Source organism: Halosimplex salinum (assembly GCF_003730195.1).
Lineage (GTDB): Archaea > Halobacteriota > Halobacteria > Halobacteriales > Haloarculaceae > Halosimplex > Halosimplex salinum.
Map to the genome: position 1 here is coordinate 408,530 of NZ_QWGG01000004.1, position 23,855 is coordinate 432,384.

The 23,855-nt window shown below is 67.3% G+C and carries 20 protein-coding genes and 2 tRNA genes; 11 read left to right on the top strand and 11 right to left on the bottom strand.

Annotated elements, in window-relative coordinates:
* Positions 1-142 precede the first annotated feature (142 nt).
* The 6 genes from glmS to D1409_RS13325 all read left to right on the top strand — a co-directional run bounded on the left by glmS (position 143) and on the right by D1409_RS13325 (position 5,715).
* Positions 143-583: a methylaspartate mutase subunit S gene (gene glmS / locus D1409_RS13300; RefSeq protein ID WP_206425049.1), complete on the top strand. Its 441-nt coding sequence runs from the start codon at positions 143-145 to the stop codon at positions 581-583.
* A complete protein-coding gene (locus D1409_RS13305) occupies positions 584-2,071 on the top strand; it encodes a methylaspartate mutase subunit E (protein ID WP_123537468.1) in 1,488 nt (495 codons plus the stop codon).
* Positions 2,061-3,332, top strand: a complete 1,272-nt coding sequence (locus D1409_RS13310) for a methylaspartate ammonia-lyase (RefSeq protein ID WP_123537636.1) — start codon at positions 2,061-2,063, stop codon at positions 3,330-3,332. The genes D1409_RS13305 and D1409_RS13310 overlap by 11 nt, the downstream gene beginning before the upstream one ends.
* Positions 3,325-4,440 (top strand): 2-methylfumaryl-CoA hydratase, encoded by a 1,116-nt coding sequence (gene mch, locus D1409_RS13315; protein ID WP_123537469.1) that lies wholly within the window; start codon positions 3,325-3,327, stop codon positions 4,438-4,440. Before D1409_RS13310 ends, mch begins: the two co-directional genes overlap by 8 nt.
* Positions 4,437-5,477: an L-malyl-CoA/beta-methylmalyl-CoA lyase gene (gene citE, locus D1409_RS13320; RefSeq protein WP_123537470.1), complete on the top strand. Its 1,041-nt coding sequence runs from the start codon at positions 4,437-4,439 to the stop codon at positions 5,475-5,477. Before mch ends, citE begins: the two co-directional genes overlap by 4 nt.
* Positions 5,478-5,644: 167 nt before the next feature.
* A tRNA-Gly gene (locus D1409_RS13325) sits at positions 5,645-5,715 on the top strand.
* Between the two features lie 143 nt (positions 5,716-5,858).
* Here the strand turns inward: D1409_RS13325 and D1409_RS13330 are convergent.
* Positions 5,859-6,290, bottom strand: a complete 432-nt coding sequence (locus tag D1409_RS13330; RefSeq protein ID WP_123537637.1) for an MOSC domain-containing protein — start codon at positions 6,288-6,290, stop codon at positions 5,859-5,861.
* A gap of 595 nt (positions 6,291-6,885) precedes the next feature.
* Here D1409_RS13330 and D1409_RS13335 point away from each other — a divergent pair.
* Complete coding sequence (locus D1409_RS13335; protein ID WP_123537471.1) at positions 6,886-8,307, top strand: DUF4397 domain-containing protein; 1,422 nt, start codon at positions 6,886-6,888, stop codon at positions 8,305-8,307.
* Between the two features lie 97 nt (positions 8,308-8,404).
* Positions 8,405-8,932, top strand: a complete 528-nt coding sequence (locus D1409_RS13340) for an acyltransferase (protein ID WP_123537638.1) — start codon at positions 8,405-8,407, stop codon at positions 8,930-8,932.
* Between the two features lie 36 nt (positions 8,933-8,968).
* On the opposite strand, the gene D1409_RS13345 is transcribed toward D1409_RS13340, so the two are convergent.
* From D1409_RS13345 to D1409_RS13365, 5 genes are all read right to left on the bottom strand, one after another.
* On the bottom strand, positions 8,969-9,757 hold the full coding sequence (locus D1409_RS13345) for a mechanosensitive ion channel domain-containing protein (RefSeq protein ID WP_123537472.1): 789 nt from the start codon (positions 9,755-9,757) through the stop codon (positions 8,969-8,971).
* Complete coding sequence (gene dacZ, locus D1409_RS13350; protein WP_123537473.1) at positions 9,757-10,563, bottom strand: diadenylate cyclase DacZ; 807 nt, start codon at positions 10,561-10,563, stop codon at positions 9,757-9,759. The genes D1409_RS13345 and dacZ overlap by 1 nt, the downstream gene beginning before the upstream one ends.
* A 239-nt stretch (positions 10,564-10,802) precedes the next feature.
* Positions 10,803-11,813: a nicotinate-nucleotide--dimethylbenzimidazole phosphoribosyltransferase gene (locus D1409_RS13355; protein WP_123537639.1), complete on the bottom strand. Its 1,011-nt coding sequence runs from the start codon at positions 11,811-11,813 to the stop codon at positions 10,803-10,805.
* 116 nt (positions 11,814-11,929) lie between these two features.
* Positions 11,930-12,643 (bottom strand): TIGR00266 family protein, encoded by a 714-nt coding sequence (locus D1409_RS13360; protein ID WP_123537474.1) that lies wholly within the window; start codon positions 12,641-12,643, stop codon positions 11,930-11,932.
* A 287-nt stretch (positions 12,644-12,930) separates the two neighbouring features.
* Positions 12,931-13,014 (bottom strand) — tRNA-Leu (locus D1409_RS13365).
* A 152-nt stretch (positions 13,015-13,166) separates the two neighbouring features.
* On the opposite strand from D1409_RS13365, the gene D1409_RS13370 reads away from it, so the two are divergent.
* Positions 13,167-14,144, top strand: a complete 978-nt coding sequence (locus D1409_RS13370) for a hypothetical protein (RefSeq protein WP_123537475.1) — start codon at positions 13,167-13,169, stop codon at positions 14,142-14,144.
* 199 nt (positions 14,145-14,343) lie between these two features.
* On the opposite strand, the gene D1409_RS13375 is transcribed toward D1409_RS13370, so the two are convergent.
* The 4 genes from D1409_RS13375 to D1409_RS13390 form a co-directional block, all read right to left on the bottom strand.
* Positions 14,344-15,234 (bottom strand): DNA-methyltransferase, encoded by an 891-nt coding sequence (locus D1409_RS13375; RefSeq protein ID WP_164471679.1) that lies wholly within the window; start codon positions 15,232-15,234, stop codon positions 14,344-14,346.
* A gap of 199 nt (positions 15,235-15,433) precedes the next feature.
* Entirely contained in the window at positions 15,434-16,849 is a 1,416-nt protein-coding gene (locus D1409_RS13380) for a receiver/sensor box histidine kinase (RefSeq protein WP_123537477.1), read from the bottom strand.
* A gap of 88 nt (positions 16,850-16,937) precedes the next feature.
* Positions 16,938-17,519 (bottom strand): NADPH-dependent FMN reductase, encoded by a 582-nt coding sequence (locus D1409_RS13385; protein ID WP_123537478.1) that lies wholly within the window; start codon positions 17,517-17,519, stop codon positions 16,938-16,940.
* 126 nt (positions 17,520-17,645) lie between these two features.
* A complete protein-coding gene (locus D1409_RS13390) occupies positions 17,646-18,653 on the bottom strand; it encodes a sodium:calcium antiporter (protein ID WP_123537479.1) in 1,008 nt (335 codons plus the stop codon).
* Between the two features lie 206 nt (positions 18,654-18,859).
* Here D1409_RS13390 and D1409_RS13395 point away from each other — a divergent pair, with 206 nt between their 5' ends.
* Entirely contained in the window at positions 18,860-22,387 is a 3,528-nt protein-coding gene (locus D1409_RS13395) for a PAS domain S-box protein (protein WP_123537480.1), read from the top strand.
* Positions 22,380-22,838, top strand: coding sequence for a response regulator (locus D1409_RS13400; RefSeq protein WP_123537481.1), 459 nt, complete (start codon positions 22,380-22,382; stop codon positions 22,836-22,838). The genes D1409_RS13395 and D1409_RS13400 overlap by 8 nt, the downstream gene beginning before the upstream one ends.
* A 60-nt stretch (positions 22,839-22,898) precedes the next feature.
* On the opposite strand, the gene D1409_RS13405 is transcribed toward D1409_RS13400, so the two are convergent.
* Entirely contained in the window at positions 22,899-23,843 is a 945-nt protein-coding gene (locus D1409_RS13405; RefSeq protein ID WP_123537482.1) for an HhH-GPD family protein, read from the bottom strand.
* Between the last annotated feature and the right edge of the window lie 12 nt (positions 23,844-23,855).

Sequence of the window (23,855 nt, forward strand, 5' to 3'; positions counted from 1 at the left end):
AGCGCCCGCTCGCCATAAAACCTAGTGATAAATCATTACATACTGAGATAACTGTTTTCGGGCCCTGTGTGAACGGTTACCAAGACTATCATGAAAGACCATTATGTTTATGGCAGTGGCCGCCATCGGTGGTGATACTCACATGGGGCAGACAGTCATCCTCGGAGTGATCGGGTCCGACGCGCACGTCGTCGGCATCACGATTCTCGAACAGGCGCTCACGGCGGCCGGGTTCGACGTCGAGAACCTGGGCGTCCAGACCTCGAAAGCCGAGTTCGTCTCGGCCGCGGAGTCCGAGGACGCGGGGGCCGTACTCGTCTCCTCGCTCTACGGTCACGCGGAGCAGGACTGTCAGGGCCTCCACGAGCGACTCGCGGACGCGGACTGCGACGCCGTCACGTACATCGGCGGCAACCTCGCGGTCGGCCAGAACGACTGGGCCGAGACTGAGGACGTGTTCCGCGAGCTCGGGTTCGACCGCGTCTTCGACGCGGAGACCGACCCCGAGGCGGTCGTCGCCTCGCTCGAACGCGACCTCGACCACACGACGACCGAAACCGAACGGGTCAGCGTGAACTCGTAGATGCTCCGCGACGACCGCATTCCCGGCGACCAGCTACGCGAAACGGCGTCCGAACTGCGCGACCGGTGGCCCACCGGCGCCGACGCCGACTTCGAGGACGCTATCGAGTTCCACGAGTCGCTGCCGGCGAGCAAGCGGTTCGCGGACGTGCTGGAGTCGGCCGACCGTCCGCTCCTCCAGCCCCGCGCCGGCGTCCCGCGACTCGACGACCAGATCGAACTGCTCGTACACCTCGAGACCGAGGGCGGGGCCGACCTGCTCCCGACGACCATCGACTCCTACACCCGCGACAACGAGTACGAGAAGGCCGCGGAGGGGCTCGCTGAGGCCCGCGAATCGGGGAACGACACGCTGAACGGCTTCCCCGCCGTCAACCACGGCGTCGACGCCTGCCGCGAGCTGATCCAGTCGGTCGACGCGCCGGTGGAGGTCCGCCACGGGACGCCCGACGCCCGCCTGCTCGCTATCGTCACGCTCGCGGGCGGCTTCCAGAGCTTCGAGGGCGGCCCCATCTCGTACAACATCCCATACACGAAGGAACACGACCTCGAAGAGACGATCGAACACTGGCAGTTCGTCGACCGGCTCTGCGGGGCGTACACCGAGCGCGGCGTCCGCATCAACCGCGAACCGTTCGGCCCGCTCACGGGCACGCTCGTCCCGCCCGCTATCGCCATCGCGGTGATGATCGTCGAAGGACTCCTCGCGGCGACGCAGGGCGTCCGGTCGCTCACGCTCGGCTACGGACAGGTCGGCAACGTCGTGCAGGACGTGGCCGCGCTCCGCGCCCTCCGGGAACTCGGCGAGGAGTACCTCCCTGACGATGCCGTCGTCACCACCGTCTTCCACGAGTGGATGGGCGGTTTCCCGCCGGACGAAGCCCGCGCAAGCGGCGTCATCGGCCTCGGCGGCGCGACGGCCGCGCTCGCCCGACCGGACAAGGTCATCACCAAGTCACCGCAGGAGTTTCAGGGGGTTCCGACTCGCGAGGCCAACGCCGCCGGCCTGCGCACCACCAGACAGCTGATCGATATGATGGTCGAACAGGAGATACTCATCGACGGCATCGACGAGGAACAGAACCTCATCGAGCGCACGGCGCGCTCGCTCGTGGAGTCGGTCGTCTCCCACGGCGACGGCGACGTGGCCCGCGGAACGGTCGCGGCCTTCGACTCGGGCGCGCTCGACGTCCCCTTCGCGCCCAGCGACAGCGCGGCGGCCGCGGTCCTCCCCGCCCGTGACGACGACGGACGGGTCCGAATCCTCGAGTGGGGCGACCTCGCGGTCCCCGACGAGACCAAAGAGATACACGAGGCCCGCCTCGACGAACGTGCTCGAACCGAAGGGCGCAGTCGCTCCTTCAGGATGGTCGCCGACGACGTCGACGCCATCAGTGACGGGAAACTGATCGGCCGACCGACGCCGTCCGACGGTGGCGGCCCCGGTGACGGCGTCGACACCCGGGGAGGTGAGAGCGATGCGGATTGACTCGGTTCGCGCCGTCCCGGGCGTCTCCGGCTTCTACTTCGACGACCAGCGGGCGATCAAGACCGGAGCCGAGGAAGACGGGTTCGCGTACGCGGGCGATCCGGTCTCCGAGGGGTTCGACGCCGTCCGGCAGGCCGGCGAGGCGCTGATCGTCGAACTCGAACTCTCGGACGGGAGCGTCGTCCGCGGCGACTGCGCCGCCGTCCAGTACTCCGGCGCGGGCGGCCGCGACCCGCTCTTTCGCGCCGACGACTACGCGCCGGTCGTCGAGGGACAGGTCGGCGACGCGCTCCGGGGCCGCGACCCGCGGGCGTTCGCGGACAACGTCTCCGTCGTGGAGATGCTACCCTCTGCTGCCGAAGACGGAGACGCGCTCCACACGGCGGTCCGCTACGGCGTCTCGCAGGCGCTCCTGTTCGCGGCCGCGCGTGCCCGGCGAGACACACCCACCGACGTGCTCGCGGACGCGCTCGGGACGACGCCCGCCACCGACCCCATCCCGGTGTTCGGCCAGTCCGGCGACGCGCGCCGGCGCAACGCCGAGAAGATGCTCGTCAAGGGCGTGCCGGTCCTCCCCCACGGCCTGTTCAACAGCGAGGCCAAACTCGGGAGCGAGGGCGAGCGGCTGGTCGAGTACCTGGAGTGGCTGGGTGACCGCGCAGACGAACTCGGTCCCGAAGGGTACCACCCGCGCTTCCACGTGGACGTGTACGGCACGATCGGCGAACTGTTCTGCCCGCCGTACGACCGCGCCGAGGTCCTCGACTACTTCGCCGACCTCGCGGCGGCCGCCGACCCGTACCCCCTCCAGGTCGAGGGGCCGATGGACGCGGGCGGTCGCGCCGAACAGATCGCGGAGATGGCCGAACTCCGCGACGGACTGGCCGACGCGGGCGTCCCGGTCGACGTCGTCGCCGACGAGTGGTGCAACACCTTCGACGACGTGCAGGCGTTCGTCGACGCCGAGGCCGCGGACGTGGTGCAGGTGAAGACGCCCGACCTGGGCGGCATCCAGCGGAGCGCCCGCGCCGTCGCCGAGTGCGAGGGGACGGACACCCGCGCGTATCTCGGCGGCACCTGCAACGAGACGGCCGTCTCCGCGCGGGCCTGCGTCCACGTCGCGCTCGCTACCGACGCCGCACAGCTCCTCGCCAAGCCCGGCATGGGCTTCGACGAGGGGTTCATGGTCGTCACCAACGAGATGCGTCGGACGCTCGCTCGTCGGGAGCGGGCCGACCGGGAGGTGGCCGCCGATGACTGACTGGACCGACCCGGAGACGTTCTCGGCCGCGCTCGACCTCGTCGAGACCCGCGAGAAGGGCAACTACTTCGAGGATTTCACCGAGGGCGCAACGATCGAACACGCGCCCGGCCTCCGCCTCACCCGCTCGGGCAACGAGACGTGGATGGCCCAGACGCTCAACCACGACCCGGCCCACTGGCGGACCGACGCCGCCCGCGCTCGCGGCTTCGACGACCCGCCGATCCACCCCGACTACCTGCTGGCCTCGGTGATGGGCCCCTCCGTCGAGGACCTGAGCGAGAAGGGCGGGTACTTCCTCGGCCGCGACGGCGTGCGCTTCCACCGCCACGGCGTCCCGCCGGGGACGGAACTGCGTGTCGAGTCCACCGTCGAGGCGACCCGCACGTCGAGTTCCCGTCCCGAGTACGGCATCGTCACCTGGGAGACCCGTGGCATCGACGCCGACGACGGCGAGACACTCGTCTCCTACGAGCGAACGAACATGCTCCCGCGGCGCGAGCCGGCCGCGACGGACGGTGGCCGGTCCGAATCTGCGGACGAGTCGCCGCCGGGTGACGAGTCCACGCCCGCGCTCCCGGAGACGTTCGTCACCCCCGAGGGCGGCGCGTTCGAGGACTTCCGGCGCGCGTTCGACGAGGCGGCGGACCGGGACGCCGCTGTCGCCTACCGACACGAGCGCGGGCGGACGATGGACGCGGTCACCGTCGCGGCGCTCCCGCTGGCGACGCTCAACACCGCTCGCCAGCACCACAACGCCGAGGCCATGCGCGACTCGCCGTCGGGCGAACCGGTCGCCTACGGCGACGTGACCCGCTCGACCGCGCTCGGTCACGCTCGCTCGGACGAGCGGACCTACCGCGAACTGGCCTTCGACGACGAGCGGTTCCACGACTTCGTGACCGCCGGCGACACGGTGTTCGCGTTCACTCGCGTCCTCGACGCCGACGGCTCGTCGGGCCCGTCGCGGGCCGGCGAAGTCACCTTCGAACACGTCGCGTTCACTGGCGACGAGCGACCGGTGTACTCCGGCACCAGGCGGGCGCTGATCGACCGCGTCGACGCGTCCGAGACGACCACCGACACGCAGACGACAACCCACCTATGACACGACTCTGTCGCACGTTCCAGACCGCACCGGCCGCCGTCCCGCGAGAGGACTCGGCGAAGTACCTCGAATCCGGCCTCGAAGCCGAGGGATTCGAGGCCCCCGACTGGCTCGTCCCGGACATCGAGGACGGGACGGCGCCGGACATGAAAGCCGAAGCGGTGGAGAACGTCGTCGACCGACTCCCCGGCCTCGCACCCGACTTCGGCGGCGAGGTGTGGCCCCGCGTCGAGTGGGCTCACGACGACGCCGAGTTCCGCGACCGCGGCCGCGACCAGATCGACCGCCTCGTCGGCGAGGTCGGCGACCACCTCGACGGCGTCGTCGTCCCGAAGGTGGGGCGGCTCTCGGACGTACAGGACGCGGTCGGCGCCGTCGCCGAGGCCGAACGCGACCACGGCTACGACGACGGGAGCCTCGAACTCACCGTCATCGTCGAGACCGCCGCCGCGGTCTCCGACCTCCCCGACATCGCTCGCCTCGGCGAGGACGACCGACTCGCGGGACTCGTCTTCGGCCCCGTCGACTACACGGCCGACCTCGGCGGTCGAGCGATGGACGGCGAGCGCCCGCGCTGGAGCGGGCTACTCGAACGGCTCTCCAACGAGGCGTCGGCGGGCGGACTGGTCGCTATCGGCGGTCCGTTCGACCGCCTGTTCGACGAGCGGGCTGGCGTCACCTACTACAACGCGCCCGGCTACGCCGACCAGGTCGAGCGCGAGGCGCGCATCGGACTCGACGGCTCGTGGTCGCTCCACCCCAAGCAGACGTCCCAGGCCAATCGCGTCCACATGCCGACGGCCTCCGAACTCGAATCGGCGCTCGACAAGGTCGAGGGGTTCAACGAGGCCAAACGCGAGGGCACCGGCGCGGTCGTCCTCGACGGACAGATGGTCGACGAGGCGACCTACAAGAACTTCGCCAACACCGTCGAGACAGTGCGGCGGATCGACGATGCACACCCCACGCAGACCGCGGAGAGCTACGACGACTCCCTGCTGGAGCGAGCGCGGTCGGTGACGCTCAGATTCGGGTGACCGCCAGCGAAAGGAAACATCCTTAATCGGCGGCCAAGAAGCGGGTAGTGAGCGCCGGTGTCTGACCGAGCGAAGCGAGGTCAGGCTCGGGGCGCGAGCGAAGCGCGCCGGTGGTGAGCGAACGCGGAGCGTTCGCGAGCCTCGGGGCGAACGAACGCAGTGAGTGAGCGCCGGTGGTCTAGTGGTAGGACCTGAGCCTTCCAAGCTCATGGCCCGGGTTCAAATCCCGGCCGGCGCAGTTCTGCGACGAGCGGACGCGAGGAGCGAACTCGTCAGAGGGATTTGAATCACGGCAGACCGAACGCAGTGAGGTCTGGCATCGGGTTCAAATCCCGGCCGGCGCACTTTTGAGAAGTTACGAGGAGCAAACCCGTTAGAGAGTCACCACTCGAACTCGTCGCCGACGGTGATCTCTCCAGACTCGACGATCCGGGCGTCCAGTCCGCCGCGGTGGACGAGCGCGGCCTCCAGACCGTCCTCGCCGACGAGCGACTCCATGTAGCTACACGGCTCGCACAGCTGGATCCCCTCGCAGACGGCTTCGCCGACGCGAAACTGCCGGTCGACGAGGTGGTTGAGCGGGACGTCGCGGGTCGTCACGTTCCGGCGGTGTGCGCCGGTCGGGACTGCGATGTCGGTCTCGCGCTCGACGGCGGCCAGCGCCTCCGACTCGATGAAGGTGACCTCGCTGGCGCCCGTGAGGTCGTTGTCGGGGTCGGCCTCGATCTCGTTCCAGAGGCCCCGGTCGTCGAAGTACCGGTCGCCGCGGAGCCCGCGACCGGCCACGGCCTCGACCGACTCGCGCGCTTCCATCGGTTCGCCGCTGTCGGGAGAGACGTGGATCCGTTCGACGCGACCTGTTCCCATAGGATTCGCTTCGCTTAGCCCGGTATTGTATCTGGTGGTCGTCGACAGATCGGAGACGAACGGGAGACGAGTCCAGTGCTCCGTGGCCGTGTCGTGATCGACCGACCCACTGTTCGCCCGGCCCACTGCTCGCCTGACCTTCGTCGGGGTCCCGTGTGGCTCCCGATCAGGTCTCGAATCCGATCGGTCCTCGTTCTCTGACGACCGGGGACCTCGACAAACGAGCGTTTACCGCGCGGCACGTTGACACTGGTCAGGACACATGGTATCAATCTACACAGGTCGGCGAGGTAACACGTCTGTGGCTGGCGGACAGAGCAGTCGGCGCCGCGTCGAGTAACGCCTCGTTACCGGCTGAGCGGGCTATTCGACGCCCGACTGGGCGAGGTTCGGACCCGTCGATTCGCGGTCGGTCGTGTGGGAATCTGTGACACAAAGGCGACGCTATTCGGCGGCGGCGGCGGGTTGTCCGCGCTTACAGATCACGGGGGGCGGATGGGCGGAGGATAACAAAGTGTCTCTCGGCCGTAGATTCGACCGGATGACTTACGAGAAATACACGAAAGCATTAGTCGGAGCGGTCGCACTGACACTCGTCGTGAGCGCGCTCGCGATGGGCGGTGCGGCCTCGTTTTCGGCACAGGAGGACACAGAGGAGGAGCAGACACAGGACACGTCGTACCTGCGTGTCGCGCACTTCTCCCCGGACGCGCCCGCGGTCAACGTAACGCTCGGTAACGAAACGGTCGTGTCGGACGCGCAGTTCGGGAACGTGACCGACTACGTGAACGTCACCGCCGGGACGTACAACGTGACGATCACGGCCGCGGGTCAGCAGAGTAACGTGCTCTACGAAGGGAACGTGACGGTCGAACCGCGAATGGTCGCGACGATCGCCGCCAGCGGTGAGTTCACGACCGACTCCGACACGGAGTTCGAACCCGTCGTCTTCGAGAACGACGCCTGGGAACCCAGTGACGACATGGCCGCCGTCAGCGTCGTCCACCTCTCACCCGACGCCGAAGCGGTCGACGTAGTCGTCTCCGAAGGACCGACCGAAGAGACGGAGACCGACGCCATGGGCGAGGAGACGGAGACTGAGACGGAGACCGAAACCGAGACCGACGGTGTCGGCGAGGAGACGGAGACTGAAACCGACGCCACGGGCGAAGAGACAGAGACTGAGACGGAGACCGAAACCGAGACCGACGCCATGGGCGAGGAGACGGAGACCGAAACTGAGACCGAATCCGAGATGGCCATGGCTGCGCAGGAAGAGAACGAAACCGACACTCCGACCGAGACCGACGGCCTCGGTGAGGAGAACGAGACGGACACCCCGACCGACACCCCGACCGAGACCGACGGCCTCGGTGAGGAGAACGAGACGGACACCCCGACCGAGACTCCGACCGACGACGGCCTCGGCGAGGAGACCGACATGGAGGACAACGAGACGGTTCTCGCGTCGAACGTCTCCTTCCAGAACGCCTCTGACTACGTGAACGTGCCGGAGGGGGACTACACGGTCGAGATCCGTTCGAACGAGACGGGGCAGGTGCTGGCTAGCGCCAACCTCTCCGTCGAGGGCGGTAACGCCTACTCCGCAGTGGCTGCGGGCTACACGGACCCCGACGACTCGCCCGCGGGCGCTTCGTTCGAGGTCATCCCGCTCGAAGACGCGACGATGACCGTCTCTCTCCCGACCGTCGAGGCAGCGACCGAGACGGACGCGATGGGCGAAGAGACCGAGACGGACGCGGCCGGTGAGGAGACCGAGACCGAGACCGAGACGGAAACCGAAACGGACGCGACGGGCGAAGAGACCGAGACCGAGACCGACGACGGAATCGGCGACGAAACTGAGACCGAGACCGACGACGGAATCGGCGACGAAACTGAGACCGAGACCGACGACGGAATCGGCGACGAGACACCGACTGCGACCGAAGCCGGCGCATAGACGCACGGACCCAGCTTTTTTTGATTCCACACGGTCGGGAGCGACAGCGCCGCCTGCGGTGACGAGATTCAAGTCGTCGCGGTTCGAACGACCGGTCGTGCCCGGAGACACGCAGGCCGACGGCGAGTCGACGAACCCTCGATACGGTCGGATAACCAGTCATCCGACCGAGGGACCGCACAACTCCATCTTCCACTGGACGACGGCGCGCAACCCGCTTCGAGTGATGGTCAACTACGTCGTCATCCTGGTCTGCCGGGTCTGCCCGAGCATGCGGCTGAAGAACTGGCTGTTACGACGGATCGGGGTCACCGTCGGGACAGGCGTCGCCTGGGGACTGGAGTCGACGCCCGACGTGTTCTGGCCGGACCGCATCACGATCGAAGACCACGCTATCGTCGGCTACGACGCGACGATACTCTGTCACGAGTTTCTCCAGACGGAGTATCGGACCGGAGACGTCGTCATCGGCGAACGCGCGATGATCGGTGCGGGGGCGATCGTCCTGCCCGGCGTGGAGGTCGGGGCGGGCGCGCAGGTGGCCGCGAACTCCCTGGTCACCGAAGACGTGCCGCCCGACACGACAGTCGCGGGCGTCCCGGCGACCGTCACCGACGACGAGTGACCGGTCGGGTCACCGCTTCGACCCTCTCCGGCGCTATCAGTCGCGGATGCGGACGATGCCTGACTCGAAGACGTTCTGGTTGGGGAGGATGTACTCCTCTCCCTCGCTCTCGATGCGCGTCGTGAACATGTCGACCTCCTGGACGATCCCCTCGTTGCCACCGATACGGACGCGGTCGCCGATGCTGTACGGTTCGTTGAGGAGGAGGTAGATGCCGGCGGCGCCCGACCGGAGCAGGTCCCAGAAGGCCACGAGCGCGACGATCACGACCGCGAACGCGTAGACGCCGAGCAGCACGACCAGGGCGGTGGTCTCGACGCCGAGCTGACCGAGCGCGATCAGGATGGCGACGTAGAAGACGCTGTACTTGACGAGTTCGGGGATGAGGCTGACCTCGGGGAGCTTGATACTCCGGAGGCGTTCGCTGACCCGGAGCCTCGCCTGGTCGCCGACGACCAGCCCGACGATGAGCGCGAGGGCGGCGATGAACAGGCTGGGGAGGTACGCGGTGACTCGCGTCCAGAACACGTCGGTGTTCCCCAGCTGCGCGACGTTGATCGCGAGGACGATCGCGAGCACGTAGACGAAGACCGCCGCGATGTTGGAGATGATCCCGACCGTCGACGTGCCGAAGCTTCGGGCGGTCCGCTCGAACGGCGTCCCCTCGACGGCCTCCGAGACGCCCGCGTTTCTGAGCATCCGTCGAGTCCACCGCCAGATGAGGTAGCCGAGCACCATGCCCAGCAGGAGAATCCCGATAGAGACGACGAACACGCCCTGCTCTGAGAACACCCGTCGGACGAGCCCTGGCCAGTCGATCTGCATCAGTACGCCTCCGGATCCAGCTCCAGAATGAGTTCACCGGCTTTGAATCCGCGGACGAGCCCGTCGCTCTCGGAGAGGACGATCGCGATCGCGTTCGTGTCCCGCGTGATCGCCCCGGCGGCCATGTGGCGGGCCCCCAGCCCCTTCGGGATGTCCACCCCCTCCGCGGAGGGTTCGAGATAGCGGTACGCCGAGACGATCTTCCCCGAGTCCGAGATGACGAACGCACCGTCCAGCCGCGAGAACTCCTTTAGCATCACGTTCACGATGGGGTCGCCAACGTGGACGTGGGACTTCTCGAAGGGGTTGTACGAGAGCGGCCGTGACTTGTTCATTACCTTCCCGGCGTCGCCGACGACGAACAGCGCGCCGACGGGCTTGCCCTTCTGACCCTTCTTCCCCAGTTCGACGGCGACCTCCAGCACGTCGCGGATGACGGACGGTTCTGCTCGCGAGTTGGCGAACAGGTCGTACACGCCCGACTTCTCGAACTGGTCCGCGCGGACCTGCGAGACGGTGTCGACGTCCTCGTCGAAGACGCCCGCGAGACAGACCAGCTCGGCGTCTTCGCCGACGTGCCCGTGTTCGACGGCGCCCTCGACACCGAACCGGATGCGGTCGCGCAGGTCCTCGAACTCCAGGGGGAGCTCCACGAACGTCTCCGCCTCCACGTCGTTGCTCGGTCCGACGACGACAACGTCGTCGTCCTCGGCCAGCGCCTCGTACTGTGTCTTCCCCGGTGAGAACAGAAAGACGGCGTCCGCATCGGCGACTAGCTCGTCCAAGAAATCGTCGAGACCGGTCATTGTCGTATCAACTCATCCGACAGGAAAAAGCGTTTCGGCCCGTCTGACCGGCGTCGTGCGTTCGTCATGCGAACGGCGGGAACTCACCACTGCGTCGGTGGTTCGATCGGACTACCTAATCTTTAGTTGATAGGTCTGCGGGCGGACCCAGTGCCATCGGCGAGCGGGCGGAGCCACGCCGAAGGGAGGGGGTTACTGCATGCGGACGGAGGCCTGCAGAGCGCTTCTCGGTTCGCGGGTCAGTCGTCGAGCGGGAGCGCGCGGTAGCGTTCGACCACTCGCTCCCGCACGTCGGCCATCGGAACGCCGACGGAGTCGGCGAGCGCCAGTGCCCCGCCCATCCCGACTCCTTCCTTGGCCTCGCCGGCGACGTACCCCTCGAAGGCGGGGTGCTCTCGGCCGTCGAACTCCGGGTTGGTCACCGTCACGGAGAGGTCGAACGCCTCGGCGAGGGCGTCCAGATCGACCGACGGGTCCTCGGCGACGAAACTCGTCGTCGACAGGTTCAGGCGCTCCTCGACGCCGGCGTGACGCAGGACTGCCGCGACGGTCGCGAGCTGTGTCCCGCCGGCGAGCGTGACGGCCGTGTCGGTGTCGAGACAGCCCATCGCTGTGCCCGCGACCACGGCCAGCACCGGGTCGCCCATCCGACGGAGCGCCGCTCGCGGGTCGCCCGACAGGTCTCCCTCCTCCAGCCCGCTGGCCGCGAGCCCCTCGGCGACCGCTTCGCGCTTGCGCTCCACCGGATTCTCCGGCAGCGACGAGGAGACGCCGGCTCCCTCGCCCCCGGCCGACCGCTCGCCCAGCGCCGCTTGCACGCCCAGGGCCGTCGTCGTCCCGCCCGGGATCGACTCCCCGAGATACACTTCGTCGTCCGGCAGCGCCCGTCCGAACTCTCTCGCCGCCGCGAACGCCCCCGGCGCCGTCGGCACCGGGTCTGCCTCCCTGACGTCCCCTCCCGTTCGGGCGCCGACGGTCACGGTCGGCGCACCGGTCGGCTCCGCCAGTCCCGCGTCGACGACAGTCACGTCGAACCCCACGAGGTCCCGCACCGCCCGCGTCACCAGCGCCGGCGTCGGACACCCCGTCGGGCTCACGGGGACCACCGGCGCTCGGATCGGCTCGCCGTAAGCAACGATCTCGGCGTCGGCACTCGGCGTGTGAACCATCGCGTCCGGGTCCGCGCCCGCGGCGCTGATCCCCTCGATCTCCGCGGTCCGCGTCGTCCCGACGGCCAGGATCACTCGCACCGTCGCGCCCTCCACGTCGCTCCCGTCGTCGCGCTCGAACTACGGTCCATGTGCGTCCGGTTCGACGGCGACCGGTTAACTCCGTCGGCCCCGCCGTCGACCGGACTGAGCGACGATCAGATAAAGTCGTCCACGCTCGGCCCGCCGGCGTCGTCGTCGTCCTCGTGTGCGGTGCCGCCGGCCATCAGCGTCAGCGGATTCCGCGTCTGGAGCCAGACGTGCCCCTCGCCGGAGAACTCCGTCACGTACCCCTCCCCACCGAGCATCGTCGACTTGATGCTCCCGTCTCGCTGGCGACTCATCGACAGCCCCTCCGTCCACGCCACGAGGTGGTCCTCGTCGACGGTCAGCGGCTCTTCGGGCGTCACGTCCACCTCGTACATCGACCCGTACGACGACACGAACGCCATCCCCTGCCCGGAGATGCCCAGCACCGTCAGCTCACCCGACGAGAAGAGATTCGAGGTGTTGTTCAGCTCCGTCGAGCGCTCGACCAGCGGCTCCCACGCCAGTAGCGACCCCGACTGCGACCGGATCGGACCCTGCTCGGTGACGTTGATCGCCGTGATGTCGCCCGGATGGTCCGGCACCAGCGTCACCGTCGAGTCGTCGTCGGTCGCGTAGTACTTGTTCTCGATCAGCCCTCGCTCGTCGCTGATCGCCCGCTTCGCCATCCCCATCACACCGTCGTCGCCACCGATGCTCGTCTCGTTGTCGATGCCCGCCGACTGGGTCATCATCGCACCCGGCTTCGTCTCTATCTCCTCACCCGCCGCCAGCGTCACCTCTAACACCGCGTAACTCGGCCGCTTGTCGATGGTGTAGCGCATCTCACCCCGTATGTCTACCAATCGTTATTTATATCTTGCCAATAGCTACCCGATTTCTCGTCACGCTTCTCTCTGCGTTCGATTCTGCTCCCCATCGAGGACTTACTTCGGCCGGTTGTCCGCAAACGGATTGATCGCAGGAAGAATGCGCGGGACCGGATTTGAACCGAGTGGAGACGGTCGGCCTCGCTTCGCTCGGCCGCTGCGACTCCCCGGGTTCAAATCCGGTCTGTTCGCACTTCGTCGACGGACGCCTCGCTGTCGCTCGGCGTTGCGGTCGACAGAAGTGCGCGGGACCGGATTTGAACCGGCGGATCCCTACGGAACAGCGTCCTAAGCGCTGCGCCTTTTCCTGGCTTGGCTACCCGCGCTCGACGCGTCTCCCTCACACCGGCAGACGCCACTCGAACGTATCCCCGAGCCCCCAATGAAACTGTCGCTCCGCACGCTGGACCCGCTCCGTTGAGATCCGACAGTTCGAATCCACACAGATTTATCGCTGGATACTGTCCTCTCGCTCCGTATGGGACAAACCCGCTCGTCGGGGAGTTTCGGCGACGATACAGTGTACGAGTACGACGAGACCGAAGTGCGGACTCTCGTCGAGTCGGATTTTCTGGGCTTTGCGGACATGCGTGCAGCAGCCGAGGGCGTCCTCCGCGTTCTATCCGACAGCGTAGTCGGTACGACGCCAGTCACTACTCGAGGGTACGACGAGTACACTATCGTCGACGTCGACGCGATCGGCGACGAACGAAAGGTTCGACCCGTAAACACCGACCTGTTCATCCAGGAGGTCGACGAGTTCCAGACGGCGTCTTCCCGACTGAGTTCGTTCCTCGGTGAGATCTCTGCGGCGCGGGGCGTGACCGAAGCGATCCGCGACAGCTATCCCGAGTTCGTCGACCAGAACCGAATCAACGAGGTCCTGTACACCATCTCACAGGGAGTGGGTATCGGGCTGGACGCGCTCTCCAGTAGCAAAAACAAGGCCCGGAAACACGCCGGTCTGCGGTTCGAGAGCGTCATCGAGGGGCTGGTGGACGAGATGGGTATCGCGAACGACAACCACTTCTTCAAGATCCCTATCGGAGAGTCCGGGGACGAATACAGTTGTGAAGTGGACATGATCCTCGGTCCGCACGACAACATGCGGTCCACGAAAACGGCGCTGGACCCCGAAGAGACGCTCGTCTCCATCAAGACCACGAGCAAGGACCGGATGACCAAGATATTCACCGACAAGATGCTGATGTCGCAGTTCCTTGAACAGGACGTCGACCTCCTCGCGTTCTTCCTCCACGACGTTCAGCGAAAGGGCGAAGACGGCATCAACTCGACGTTCGTCTCGAACAACTACTACATCTATTACGAGTACCTGACTCCGATGGAGGGGACCTACTTCATCGACCCGCCGAGCAAGATCACGGAAGACGGGTACGAGAACAAGCTTTCTACGTTCAAGGACCTCATTCTGGAGGACATCTGGACGTACTGTTGATCCACACAGGGAACGATCCGGGGACTCCCGGACCTCACGCTGGGCCGTCTACGGCACACCACGATCGAACACTGTCGATCCGCTACTGAACTACCGAGATACACAGTTCGAACCTCTGCTGATACACAGTTCGAACCTCTACTCGGAGATATCCCCCGCGTCGGCTGTGACGACCGCTTCGATACGCCGGACGGGTAGCCTACTCGGATTTCCCGTATCGAACCTCGCGACGATGCTGTCGCCGGTCCAGGTCGTGTTTCATCCAGTAGTCCGGTTCGTCCCGATGTTCCATGTCGGTCAGCCGGTTCTCGATGATCTCGAGGTAGTCGTCGTTGACTTCGGTCCCGATCCACTTCCGACCGAGCTGTTCCGCGACGGCGTACGACGAACCCGAGCCCCCGAAGGGATCGAGTACGACCTCGTCCTTGTCCGTCGTCGCCCAGACAATCTTTCGAAGCAGCTCTTCCGGTTTCTGCGTCGGATGGTCGGTTCGCTCGCTGCTCGCGTTGTTGACCGTGGGGACGTCGATGACATCACGGGGCTTGGCGCCTTCGACGTTCGGGTCCCACTCGTACCCGTCCTCACTCCCGAAGAGCGACGTCTGTCCCTGTGCACGCATCGGGTACTCTTTCGTGTGGCTGTTGTAGGGGATCCGGACCCGGTCCATCCGGAACTTGTACTCCTCGGTCTTCCGCAGCCAGAGGATGCTCTCGTGTGAGCGGGTCCACCCGCCGTCCCCCATCTGGGGCTTGTTTCGATACGACCAGACGAGCCACTGCAACGAGTCGTACCAGTCGCACTCCCGGGAGAGTCGATATTTGATGTCCGCGAGCCCCTCGGAGAACCCCATGATGAAGAGAGACCCGTCCTCTTCCAGAATATCGCCCGCTTTCCGTACCCAGTCGACCACCCAGTCGAGATAGGACTCTTCGCTCTCGAACGTGTCCCAGTCCGCCTTTCCGATATTGTACGGCGGATCGGAGAACAACACCTGCACGGACCTGTCGTTCTCAGAGAGATACTCGATGAGGTCCACGGCATCGATATCGTAGAGTTCCCCGTGGTCGCTTTCGAAGTACGGCCGGGTCATCACTGACGTATGTTCTCCTTCTCCCTTTGGGTCTGTCGATGCGCTCTCGTCTCCCGGGGGTGACGACATTACGCGATCCGACGTGAGAATCCGACTAAGTATTTATCCACCCGAGGCGGTCGGATACGGTCCCGCGTCCCGTGCGTTTGCACGTTCGTACGTCGGCGCGTCCGTATCTCCGAGGGGTTCGAGACGTCGCTCACGAGTCGACGAACTCGACGCCGCGGAACTCGAAACGCGCGCCGCCGTCCGACCCGTCCGTCACTCCGACTTCCCAGTCGTGCGCCCGAGCGACCTGTCGAACGATCGCCAGGCCGTATCCGGTCCCCTCGCTCGCCGTCGAGAACCCCGAATCGAACACGTCCTGCCGGTTGCTCGCCGGGATCCCCGGGCCGTCGTCCTCGACGAAGACGCAGTCGCCGTCGACGCCGACTCTGACCGTGACCGAGCGACCCTCGTCGGCGTCGGACCCGTGCTCGACCGCGTTGATGAAGAGGTTCTCCAGCAACTGCGTCAGTCGACCGCGGTCGGCGAGTACCGTCCGGCCGTCGCCGACGACGAGAGAGGCCTCGCGGGTCGCGATGTGGCCCCAGGCCGTCCGCGCGACTTCGACGAGCGAGACGGGTTCGGTCTTGCCCAGTTCCTCGCCCTGTCTCGCCATCTGCAGGAGGTCCCTGAGTAGCTCGTCCATCCGGTCGAGCGCAGAGAGCGCGTCGTCGAGGTGGCGGTCGTCGCCGGTCCGGCGCGCCATCTCGATTCGGTGCTTGACCGCGCCCATGGGGTTGCGCAGGTCGTGGCCGACGACGCTCGCGAACTCGTTGAGTCGGTCGTTCTGCTCCTGGAGGCGCCGCTCGCGCTCGCGCTGGTCCGTGACGTCGATGTAGACGGCGTAGCCGACCGGCCCGCCGTCGCTCTCGACCGCGATGTTCCGAAAGAGGAACTCGCGAACCCCGTCGGCGGTCTCACGCTCGACCTCGGCGTCGACGCGCTTGCCCGACTGGGCGCGCTCGTCGAGCGACTCCGCTTCCGCCTGCTTCTCCTCGGGGACGACGAGGTCGTTCATCGGTTCGCCGACGGCACTCGCGCGGTCGAATCCGAACGTCTCCACGAACGACCGATTGACCGATCGGACGACCGGTTCACCGTCGACGAACTCGTACTCGATCATGGGGTCGGGCGCCTCCTCGAATAGCACCCGGTGATGCGTCCGCGCGCGTCGACCGGCGCGCGCTCGCTCCCCGTGCTCGACCGCACGCTCGACTGCGGACACGACGGCGTCACCCGACCGTTCGGGGACGTACTCCGCGGCGCCGGCGGCGACGGTCCGGTGGGCGAGCCCCTCGTCACCGTCGGCCGCCACGACGACCACCGGGAGGACCGGATCACGGTCCCGGACCCGCTCGACCACGGCCACGGGGTCGGCCGTGTTGTCTCCGTCGCAGACGACGCAGTCCGACCGACGCTCGTCGATCCGCTCTCCGAGCGTCGTCGTGTCGCAGGTCTCGACGGCGAACCCGCCCCCCTCCAGCGAGTCGCGGCCGTCGTCGGACCCCCTCGTTCGTCCCCCGGACGACGGGCGTCCCTCGACCCACACGACCCTCGAAACCTCGCTCATTGTCAGGTCGTGTGTCCCCCGTTCGTTTACAACTATCGGCCTGTTTTTGGTTTCTGATACCGGTTCCCCGGTCTCCCGGTAAACCGGCTCAGTCGTCGGCACCGACGTTCTCGGTGCTCTCCAGGCAGGGCGGGTCGGGTTCGATAGTGGCGTACTCGACGACGCGCCGACCGAGGGTGCGGACGCGTTCCTCGTCGCCCGGCTCCCGCAGTTCCTCGCCGTCGAACTTGGTGCGAGCCTTCGGGAGCGCCACCTGGTGGGGCACGACCCAGGCGTTGAGCGCGCGACAGACGGAGCGGAGGTGGTCGAGCGACGTGATGGGGAACGAGCCCCCGGAGACGCAGAGCAGGCCGACCGTCGTGTTCTCGAACTCGTCGAACCCGCAGTAGTCGAGGGCCGTCTTGATCACCGAGGAGTACGACCCGTGGTAGACGGGCGTCCCGAGCACCACCGAGTCGGCCCGTGCGACGCGCTCCCGGAGGCGGTCGGCGTCTCCGGCGGCGTCGTCGTCGGCGTCGTACACCGGGAGGTCGAACTCCCTGAGGTCGACCATGTCCACGCTGGCGCCCGCGGCCGCCGCCGCGTCGAGGACGACGCCGAGCCCTTTGCGCGTGTAACTCTCCTCGCGGAGACTCCCGCAGATCGCGACGACGTGTGGTCGGTCCGACATACGAACCCTTCCGAGGTGGGCGGGTAAAAATCTCGCTGGTTCGGCGACTCTCGGTCGAGGGGGAGACGGGGTTGGCGAGGGCTGTGGTGGGGACGAAGCAGGGTGGGGCCACCGCCGGGCCGGGGGTCAGATCCCCCTGACGGTCTCGATGGTGCCGGTCGACTCCAGCCCCATCCAGAGGAGGAACACCACGTAGAGTCCCAGGAGCGCGTAGGCTTCGCGGTCGGTGAGTTCGAGATCCGTGCGAGTGAACACGATGAAAACGAGCGTCGCCAGCGCGAGGAAGCCCATCGTCGGGATCGCCGCCAGGAAGTCGATGGTCGCCGACCCGGCGAGGAGGACGCCGAGCGGGATGGCCACGAGGAGGTTGAAGGTGTTGCTCCCGAGGACGTTGGTGAGGCTGGTGACGTCGTCGTCGTCTCTGGCGGCGTTGACGCTGACGAACGCGTCGGGCAGGCTCGTCGCGGCGGCGATGACGGTCAGGCCCCACAGGAACGTCGGCGTGCCGAATAGCTCCCCGAACGAGAGGGCGGCGCGGACGACCCCCTCAACGCCAACGGCGATGACGACCAGTGCGACGGCGAGCAGTGCCCACTCCCGGAGCGGGCGCACCTCGCCGGCCGCGTCGGCGACGTGGTCGCTCGCGTCCTGCTGGTGGAGGAAGACGTAGATGCCGTAGGTCGCCAGCGGCAGGACGACGAGCGCCGGGGTCAGGATCGCGGCCCTGTTCGTTCCGCCCGGAACGTACGTCGCCCCGAGCGCGAACACGATGAACAGGACGAGGACGCTGATGATGTAGAACTGCGCGTCCTTGTGGACGATGTCGCGCGTCACGGTCAGTTCCTCGCTGGCGAGCGACGACAGCGCGGGAATGACGAGGAGGTTGAAGATGGCGCTCCCGACGATCGCCCCGACGCCGAGCGAGAACTCGTCGTGGACGACCGTGCTGATGACGATCGAACTGATCTCGGGGAAACTCGACCCGACGGCGACGACGATGGCGCCGTGGACGGCGACCGGCAACCCGTAGTATCGACTGAGGCGTTCGGCGGCGCCTTCGAACCAGCCGCTCCCCTTCCAGATGACGGCGGTGCCGACCACGACCAACACGAGAGAGACGAGAAGTCCAGCCATCGCCGGGGGCTTCTCGACACACAGTGAAAGCCGTGTTCCCTCGGGCCAGGGCCGACGCCGCTCCAGGACGGTCGTGTCAGAACCGGCCGACACCGCTCCGGGACTTTCGGTTCGGTGTCGGACGCCGGTCCCGTCGCTCCGAGCGATCCGCTTCGGGTCGGCGACCGGCACGGGACTTAACCAGAGCGAAGGCGTGAATACACCATATGAGTGGACGGTCAGGGCCCTCCGACACGGCTTTCTGGGGCGACGCGGACGACGGAGAGGCCCGCGAACGGTTTCAGTCGCTCGTGAACGCCATCGACGACGGGATCTTTTACCTCGACGCCGAGGGGCGTGTCGTCGCCGTCGACGACGTCTTCGCGGATCTGACGGGGGCCGCCCGCGACGACCTCCGCGGCGAGCCCGTCGCCGCGCTCTTCGACGGCGAGGACGCGTCGGCCATCGAGCGGACCGTCGACCGACTCTCCGCTGACTCCGGGGAAGCGAGCGCCCACCTCGACCTGACTGTCCGGGATGGTGACGGCCGGCAGATCCCGTGCGAAGTGCGGATGACCCCTCTCGAATCGGACGGCGGGTTAGAAGGGAGCGTCGGCGTCGTTCGGGAGCTCGACGGCCGCGAGACGGGCGACAGCGCCGCAGACGTGTCTGAGGGGCGGGAGCGACCGTCTCGGGACCAGGACGGCGAGCGCGAGCGGGAGCTCCGGCAGACGGAGCGGCGCTTCGAGACCGTCTTCGAGGACCCGAACATCCTCGTCGGCCTGCTCGACCCGGATGGCACCGTGCTCGACATCAACGAGACGGCGATGGAGTACATCGACGCCGACCTCGCGGACGTCCGGGGGGAGGCGTTCTGGGAGACGCCGTGGTGGGGCGACGGGGACGACGTCCAGTCCGACGTCAGGGAGTGGACCGAGCGCGCCGCGTCGGGCGAATACGTGGACTTCCAGGCCGACCTCACCCGGCCCGACGGCGAGCGGTACGTCCTCGAGGGCTACTTCAGGCCCGTCACGAACGACGACGGCGACGTCGTGTCGATCATCGTCTCCGACCGCGACGTCACCGAACGGACGGAGCGCGAGCGCCAGCTCGTGGAGTCCGAGCGTCGCTACCGGACGCTCGCCGAGTACTTCCCGAACGGGATCGTGACGCTGTTCGACCGCGACCTCCAGTACACGCTGGTCGCGGGACAGGGGTTCGACCGGATCCCCGTCCGGCCGGGAGAGGTCGAGGGAGCGCATTTCAGCGAAGTCTGGGACGAGGACACCGCGGAGGCGCTCGAACCCCTGTTCGAGGGCGCCATCGACGGCGAGGAGCGGTCGGTCGAGCTCGAGTACGCGGGCCGGGAGTGGGTCGTCCACGCGGTGCCAATCACGGACGAGCGCGGCGACGTCTTCGCGGGGATGACGATGGCCCAGGACATCACCGAGCAGAAGGAACGCGAGCAGTACCTGCGCGACGCGAAGTCGCAGATCGAAGCGGCGGCCGAGGCCGGCGCGGTCGGAACGTGGGAGTGGCACGTCCCCGAGGACAGGTTCGTCGCCGACGCCTCCCTCGCGCGGACGTTCGGCATCGAACCCGAGGCGGCCCGCGAGGGCGTCTCGCTCGACCGGCTCGTCTCATCGATCTACGAGGCCGACCGCGAGCGCGTCGAACGGGAGATCGAGGAGGCGATCGAGTCGTGCGGCGAGTACGAGACGGAGTACCGCGTCCGGGACGCCGACGACGAGCTCAGATGGGTCATCGCGCGCGGCCACGTCGAGTGCGACGAGGCGGGCGACCCGGTGATGTTCCCCGGTGCCCTGACCGACATCACCGAGCGAAAGGAGCAACAGCGCGAGATCAGCCGCTCCGAGCGCCGGTATCGGACGCTGGTCGAGAACTTCCCGAACGGCTCCGTCGGGCTGTTCGACGAGGACCTGCGCTACACTGTCGTCGGCGGACAGCTCCTCGACACCCTCGACCTGTCGCCGGCGGACCGAACCGGGAAGAGTATCTACGAGATCCACTCGGAGGACCTGCTCGAGGACATCGAGCCGTACTTCCGATCCGCGCTGGCGGGCGAGCGGAACTCCTTCGAGGTCGAGTATCGCGGGCGGCACCTGTTCGCGCACACGCTCCCCGTCAGGAACCAGGACGACGACGTGTTCGCCGGGATGCTCGTCGTCCAGGACGTCACCGAGCGCCGGGAGGCCCAGCGGGAACTCCGCGAGAGCGAGGCGAAGTTCCGTATGCTCGCCGAGAACCTCGAGGAGATCGTCTGGATGGCCGCCGAAGACGGCGAGGAGTTCGTCTACCTCAACCCGGCGTTCGAGGAAGTGTGGGGGATCGAACGGCAGCACCTGTACGACGACCCGCTGTCGTTCCTCGACGCGGTCCACCCGGACGACCGCGAGCGCGTCCGCGAGCGGTTCACTGCGCTCCCGGAGCGCGATTTCGACGAGGAGTTCCGGATCCGCCGGCCCGACGGCGAGGTCAGGTGGGTCCACGCCCGGGGCACCAGAGTGTTCGACGAGAACAGCGAGATGGCTCGCGTCGTCGGCATCGGCGAGGACGTCACGGAGCGCGTCGAGCGCGAGGCCGAACTCGAACGGGCGCTCGACCTGCTCGAGCGGACCGAGCGCATCGCCGACGTCGGCGGGTGGGAGATCGACCCGGAGACCCGGGACGTGTTCTGGACCGAGTACCTCTTCGAACTCCTGTCGGTGGACGCCGACGAGGAACCGCCGCTGGACGAGGCCCTCGACATGTACCACGAGGACGACCGGCCGCGGATCGAGGCGGCCGTCGCGGACGCCCTCGAGAACGGCGACGCCTTCGACGAGGAGGTGCGGCTACGGACCGGGAGCGGAGAGCTCCGCTGGCTGCGGTTACAGGGCGTCCCGGAGCGGGTCGACGGTGACGTGGCGTCCTTCCGGGGCGCGGCGCAGGACGTCACCGAGCGAAAGGAGCGCGAACAGCGCCTCGAAGACCTGATCGAGCAGCTCCAGACCTCCAACGAGCGCCTCGAACAGTTCGCCTACGCCGCCTCCCACGACCTGCAGGAGCCCCTGCGGATGGTGTCGAGTTACCTGCAGCTGGTCGAGAAGCGGTACGCCGACGAACTCGACGAGGACGGCCGGGAGTTCATCGAGTTCGCGGTCGACGGTGCCGACCGGATGCGCGACATGGTCGAGGGGCTGCTCCAGTACTCCCGCGTCGACACCCGCGGCGAATCGTTCGAGCCGGTCGACCTGGACGCCGTCCTCGGGGACGTCCGCGACGACCTGCAGGTCCGGATCGAGGAGAGCGACGCTGAGATCACCGCGGACGCGTTGCCCACCGTGGCGGGCGACGGCGGACAGCTCCGGCAGGTGTTCCAGAACCTGCTGGAGAACGCTATCCAGTACAGCGGCGACGAGCCACCGCGTGTCCGCATCACTGCCGAGCGGGACGCCGTCCGCACGAACGGGTCGGGTGACGGGCCGACGGACGAGCGTCGTGAGTCCGACGGCGACCGGTGGGCCATCTCGGTCCGCGACGAGGGTATCGGGATCGACCCGTCCGACACCGACCGGGTCTTCGAGGTGTTCCAGAGCCTCCACGCGGACGAGACCGCCGGAACCGGTATCGGACTCGCGCTCTGTGAACGCATCGTCGAGCGACACGGCGGCGACATCTGGGTCGAGTCGGAACCGGGTGTGGGATCGACGTTTACTTTCACGCTGCCGACCCTAGGAGACGGCAGTGAGTGACCAGAACCGCTCCCGCAACTCGGCGGACATCCTGCTCGTCGAGGACAACCCCGGCGACGTCCGTCTCACGGAGGAGGCGTTCAAGGAGGGCCAGATCGCCAACACGCTCCACGTCACGACCGACGGCGTCGAGGCGCTGGACTTTCTCCATCAGCGCGGCGACCACGAGGACGCTCCGCGCCCGGACATCGTCCTCCTCGACCTCAACCTCCCCCGCAAGAACGGCGACGAAGTGCTCGACGAGATCCGCGCCGACCCCGACCTCGAACGCCTCCCGGTCGTCATCCTGACGAGTTCGAAGGCCCAGGAAGACGTCGTCCAGTCCTACGAGAACCAGGCGAACGCCTACCTGACGAAGCCGGTCGATCCCAGCGAGTTCATCGACGTCGTCCAGTCGTTCCAGCAGTTCTGGCTCTCGGTCGTTCGCCTCCCGCCCCGCGACGAGTCCTGATCGCAAGCGTACGCAGTCCAACCGCGACGCCGGACGGGACCCGAGCGTCGCCCCGTGGCCTTATCTGCGGAGCCGTGCGACGCGCTCGCCGTCGCGGTCGTCGACTTCCACGAGCCCGTCGTCGGACAGGTCGGAGACCAGGCCGAGCAGCCACTCCCGGCCGTATTCGCCGTCTGGCGCGTAGTCGACGCGGACGCGCGGACCGAGTTCGTCCAGCGCCAGTTCGTCGTACTCGCCCAGGACGTTCACGACTCGCCCGCGGAACTGCCGACGACTCCCCTCGAAGCTCGGCTGTGTGGGCACGTCCGGCGCGGTGAAATCGCCCGTGTCGTAGGCGTGACACCACTCGCGCCAGGGGCAGGCCGCCGCGTCACAGGAAGGTGTCTTCTCACAGGCCACCCCGCCCAGTTCCATGATCGCGTTGTTCCAGACGCGGGACTCCCCGTCGGGCATCAGTTCCGAGGCGACCCGCTCGAAGGTGTCGTCGTCGTCCGGCACGTCGAAGGCGCGGTAGAGGACGCGTTTGACGTTCGTGTCGACGACGGCGTTGCCGTTGTCGAAGGCGAAACTGGCGACGGCGTTGGCGGTGTAGGGACCGACGCCCATCAGTTCGGAGAGTTCGTCGGGGTCGCGGGGAAACTCGCCGCCGTACTCGTCTTCTACCTGTCCGGCGGCCTCGTGGAGGTACTTCGCGCGGTTGTTGTAGCCGAGGCTGTGGTCGCTCCAGAACCCCACCACGTCGCCCCGCTCGGCGGCCGCGAGGTCGGCCGTCGTCGGCCACCGTTCGAGGAACGACTCCCACGCGGTGACGACGCGGCTCAACTGCGTCTGCTGGCTCATCACCTCGGAGACGAGAATCTCGTAGGGGTCCGTCGTCCTGCGCCACGGGAAGTCGCGGTGGTCCGCCTCGTACCACTCCACCAGCGCCCCCCGGACCGCCTCGACGTCCTCGGGCAGGTACTCCTCGTCCGGTTCGCTCCCGCCCGACCCATCGGCCTCGCTCATCGACCGAGGCTA

What these genes read in the sequence shown, in the direction of transcription:
- D1409_RS13390 (WP_123537479.1), bottom strand. Translation starts at nt 18,653, where the DNA reads ATGGCTGGACTTCTCGTCTCTCTCGTGTTGGTCGTGGTCGGCACCGCC.
- D1409_RS13305 (WP_123537468.1), top strand. Translation starts at nt 584, where the DNA reads ATGCTCCGCGACGACCGCATTCCCGGCGACCAGCTACGCGAAACGGCG.
- D1409_RS13310 (WP_123537636.1), top strand. Translation starts at nt 2,061, where the DNA reads ATGCGGATTGACTCGGTTCGCGCCGTCCCGGGCGTCTCCGGCTTCTAC.
- D1409_RS13380 (WP_123537477.1), bottom strand. Translation starts at nt 16,849, where the DNA reads ATGAGCGAGGTTTCGAGGGTCGTGTGGGTCGAGGGACGCCCGTCGTCC.
- glmS (WP_206425049.1), top strand. Translation starts at nt 143, where the DNA reads ATGGGGCAGACAGTCATCCTCGGAGTGATCGGGTCCGACGCGCACGTC.
- D1409_RS13395 (WP_123537480.1), top strand. Translation starts at nt 18,860, where the DNA reads ATGAGTGGACGGTCAGGGCCCTCCGACACGGCTTTCTGGGGCGACGCG.
- D1409_RS13375 (WP_164471679.1), bottom strand. Translation starts at nt 15,234, where the DNA reads ATGACCCGGCCGTACTTCGAAAGCGACCACGGGGAACTCTACGATATC.
- D1409_RS13405 (WP_123537482.1), bottom strand. Translation starts at nt 23,843, where the DNA reads ATGAGCGAGGCCGATGGGTCGGGCGGGAGCGAACCGGACGAGGAGTAC.
- D1409_RS13370 (WP_123537475.1), top strand. Translation starts at nt 13,167, where the DNA reads ATGGGACAAACCCGCTCGTCGGGGAGTTTCGGCGACGATACAGTGTAC.
- D1409_RS13345 (WP_123537472.1), bottom strand. Translation starts at nt 9,757, where the DNA reads ATGCAGATCGACTGGCCAGGGCTCGTCCGACGGGTGTTCTCAGAGCAG.
- D1409_RS13335 (WP_123537471.1), top strand. Translation starts at nt 6,886, where the DNA reads ATGACTTACGAGAAATACACGAAAGCATTAGTCGGAGCGGTCGCACTG.
- citE (WP_123537470.1), top strand. Translation starts at nt 4,437, where the DNA reads ATGACACGACTCTGTCGCACGTTCCAGACCGCACCGGCCGCCGTCCCG.
- mch (WP_123537469.1), top strand. Translation starts at nt 3,325, where the DNA reads ATGACTGACTGGACCGACCCGGAGACGTTCTCGGCCGCGCTCGACCTC.
- dacZ (WP_123537473.1), bottom strand. Translation starts at nt 10,563, where the DNA reads ATGACCGGTCTCGACGATTTCTTGGACGAGCTAGTCGCCGATGCGGAC.
- D1409_RS13360 (WP_123537474.1), bottom strand. Translation starts at nt 12,643, where the DNA reads ATGCGCTACACCATCGACAAGCGGCCGAGTTACGCGGTGTTAGAGGTG.
- D1409_RS13385 (WP_123537478.1), bottom strand. Translation starts at nt 17,519, where the DNA reads ATGTCGGACCGACCACACGTCGTCGCGATCTGCGGGAGTCTCCGCGAG.
- D1409_RS13330 (WP_123537637.1), bottom strand. Translation starts at nt 6,290, where the DNA reads ATGGAAGCGCGCGAGTCGGTCGAGGCCGTGGCCGGTCGCGGGCTCCGC.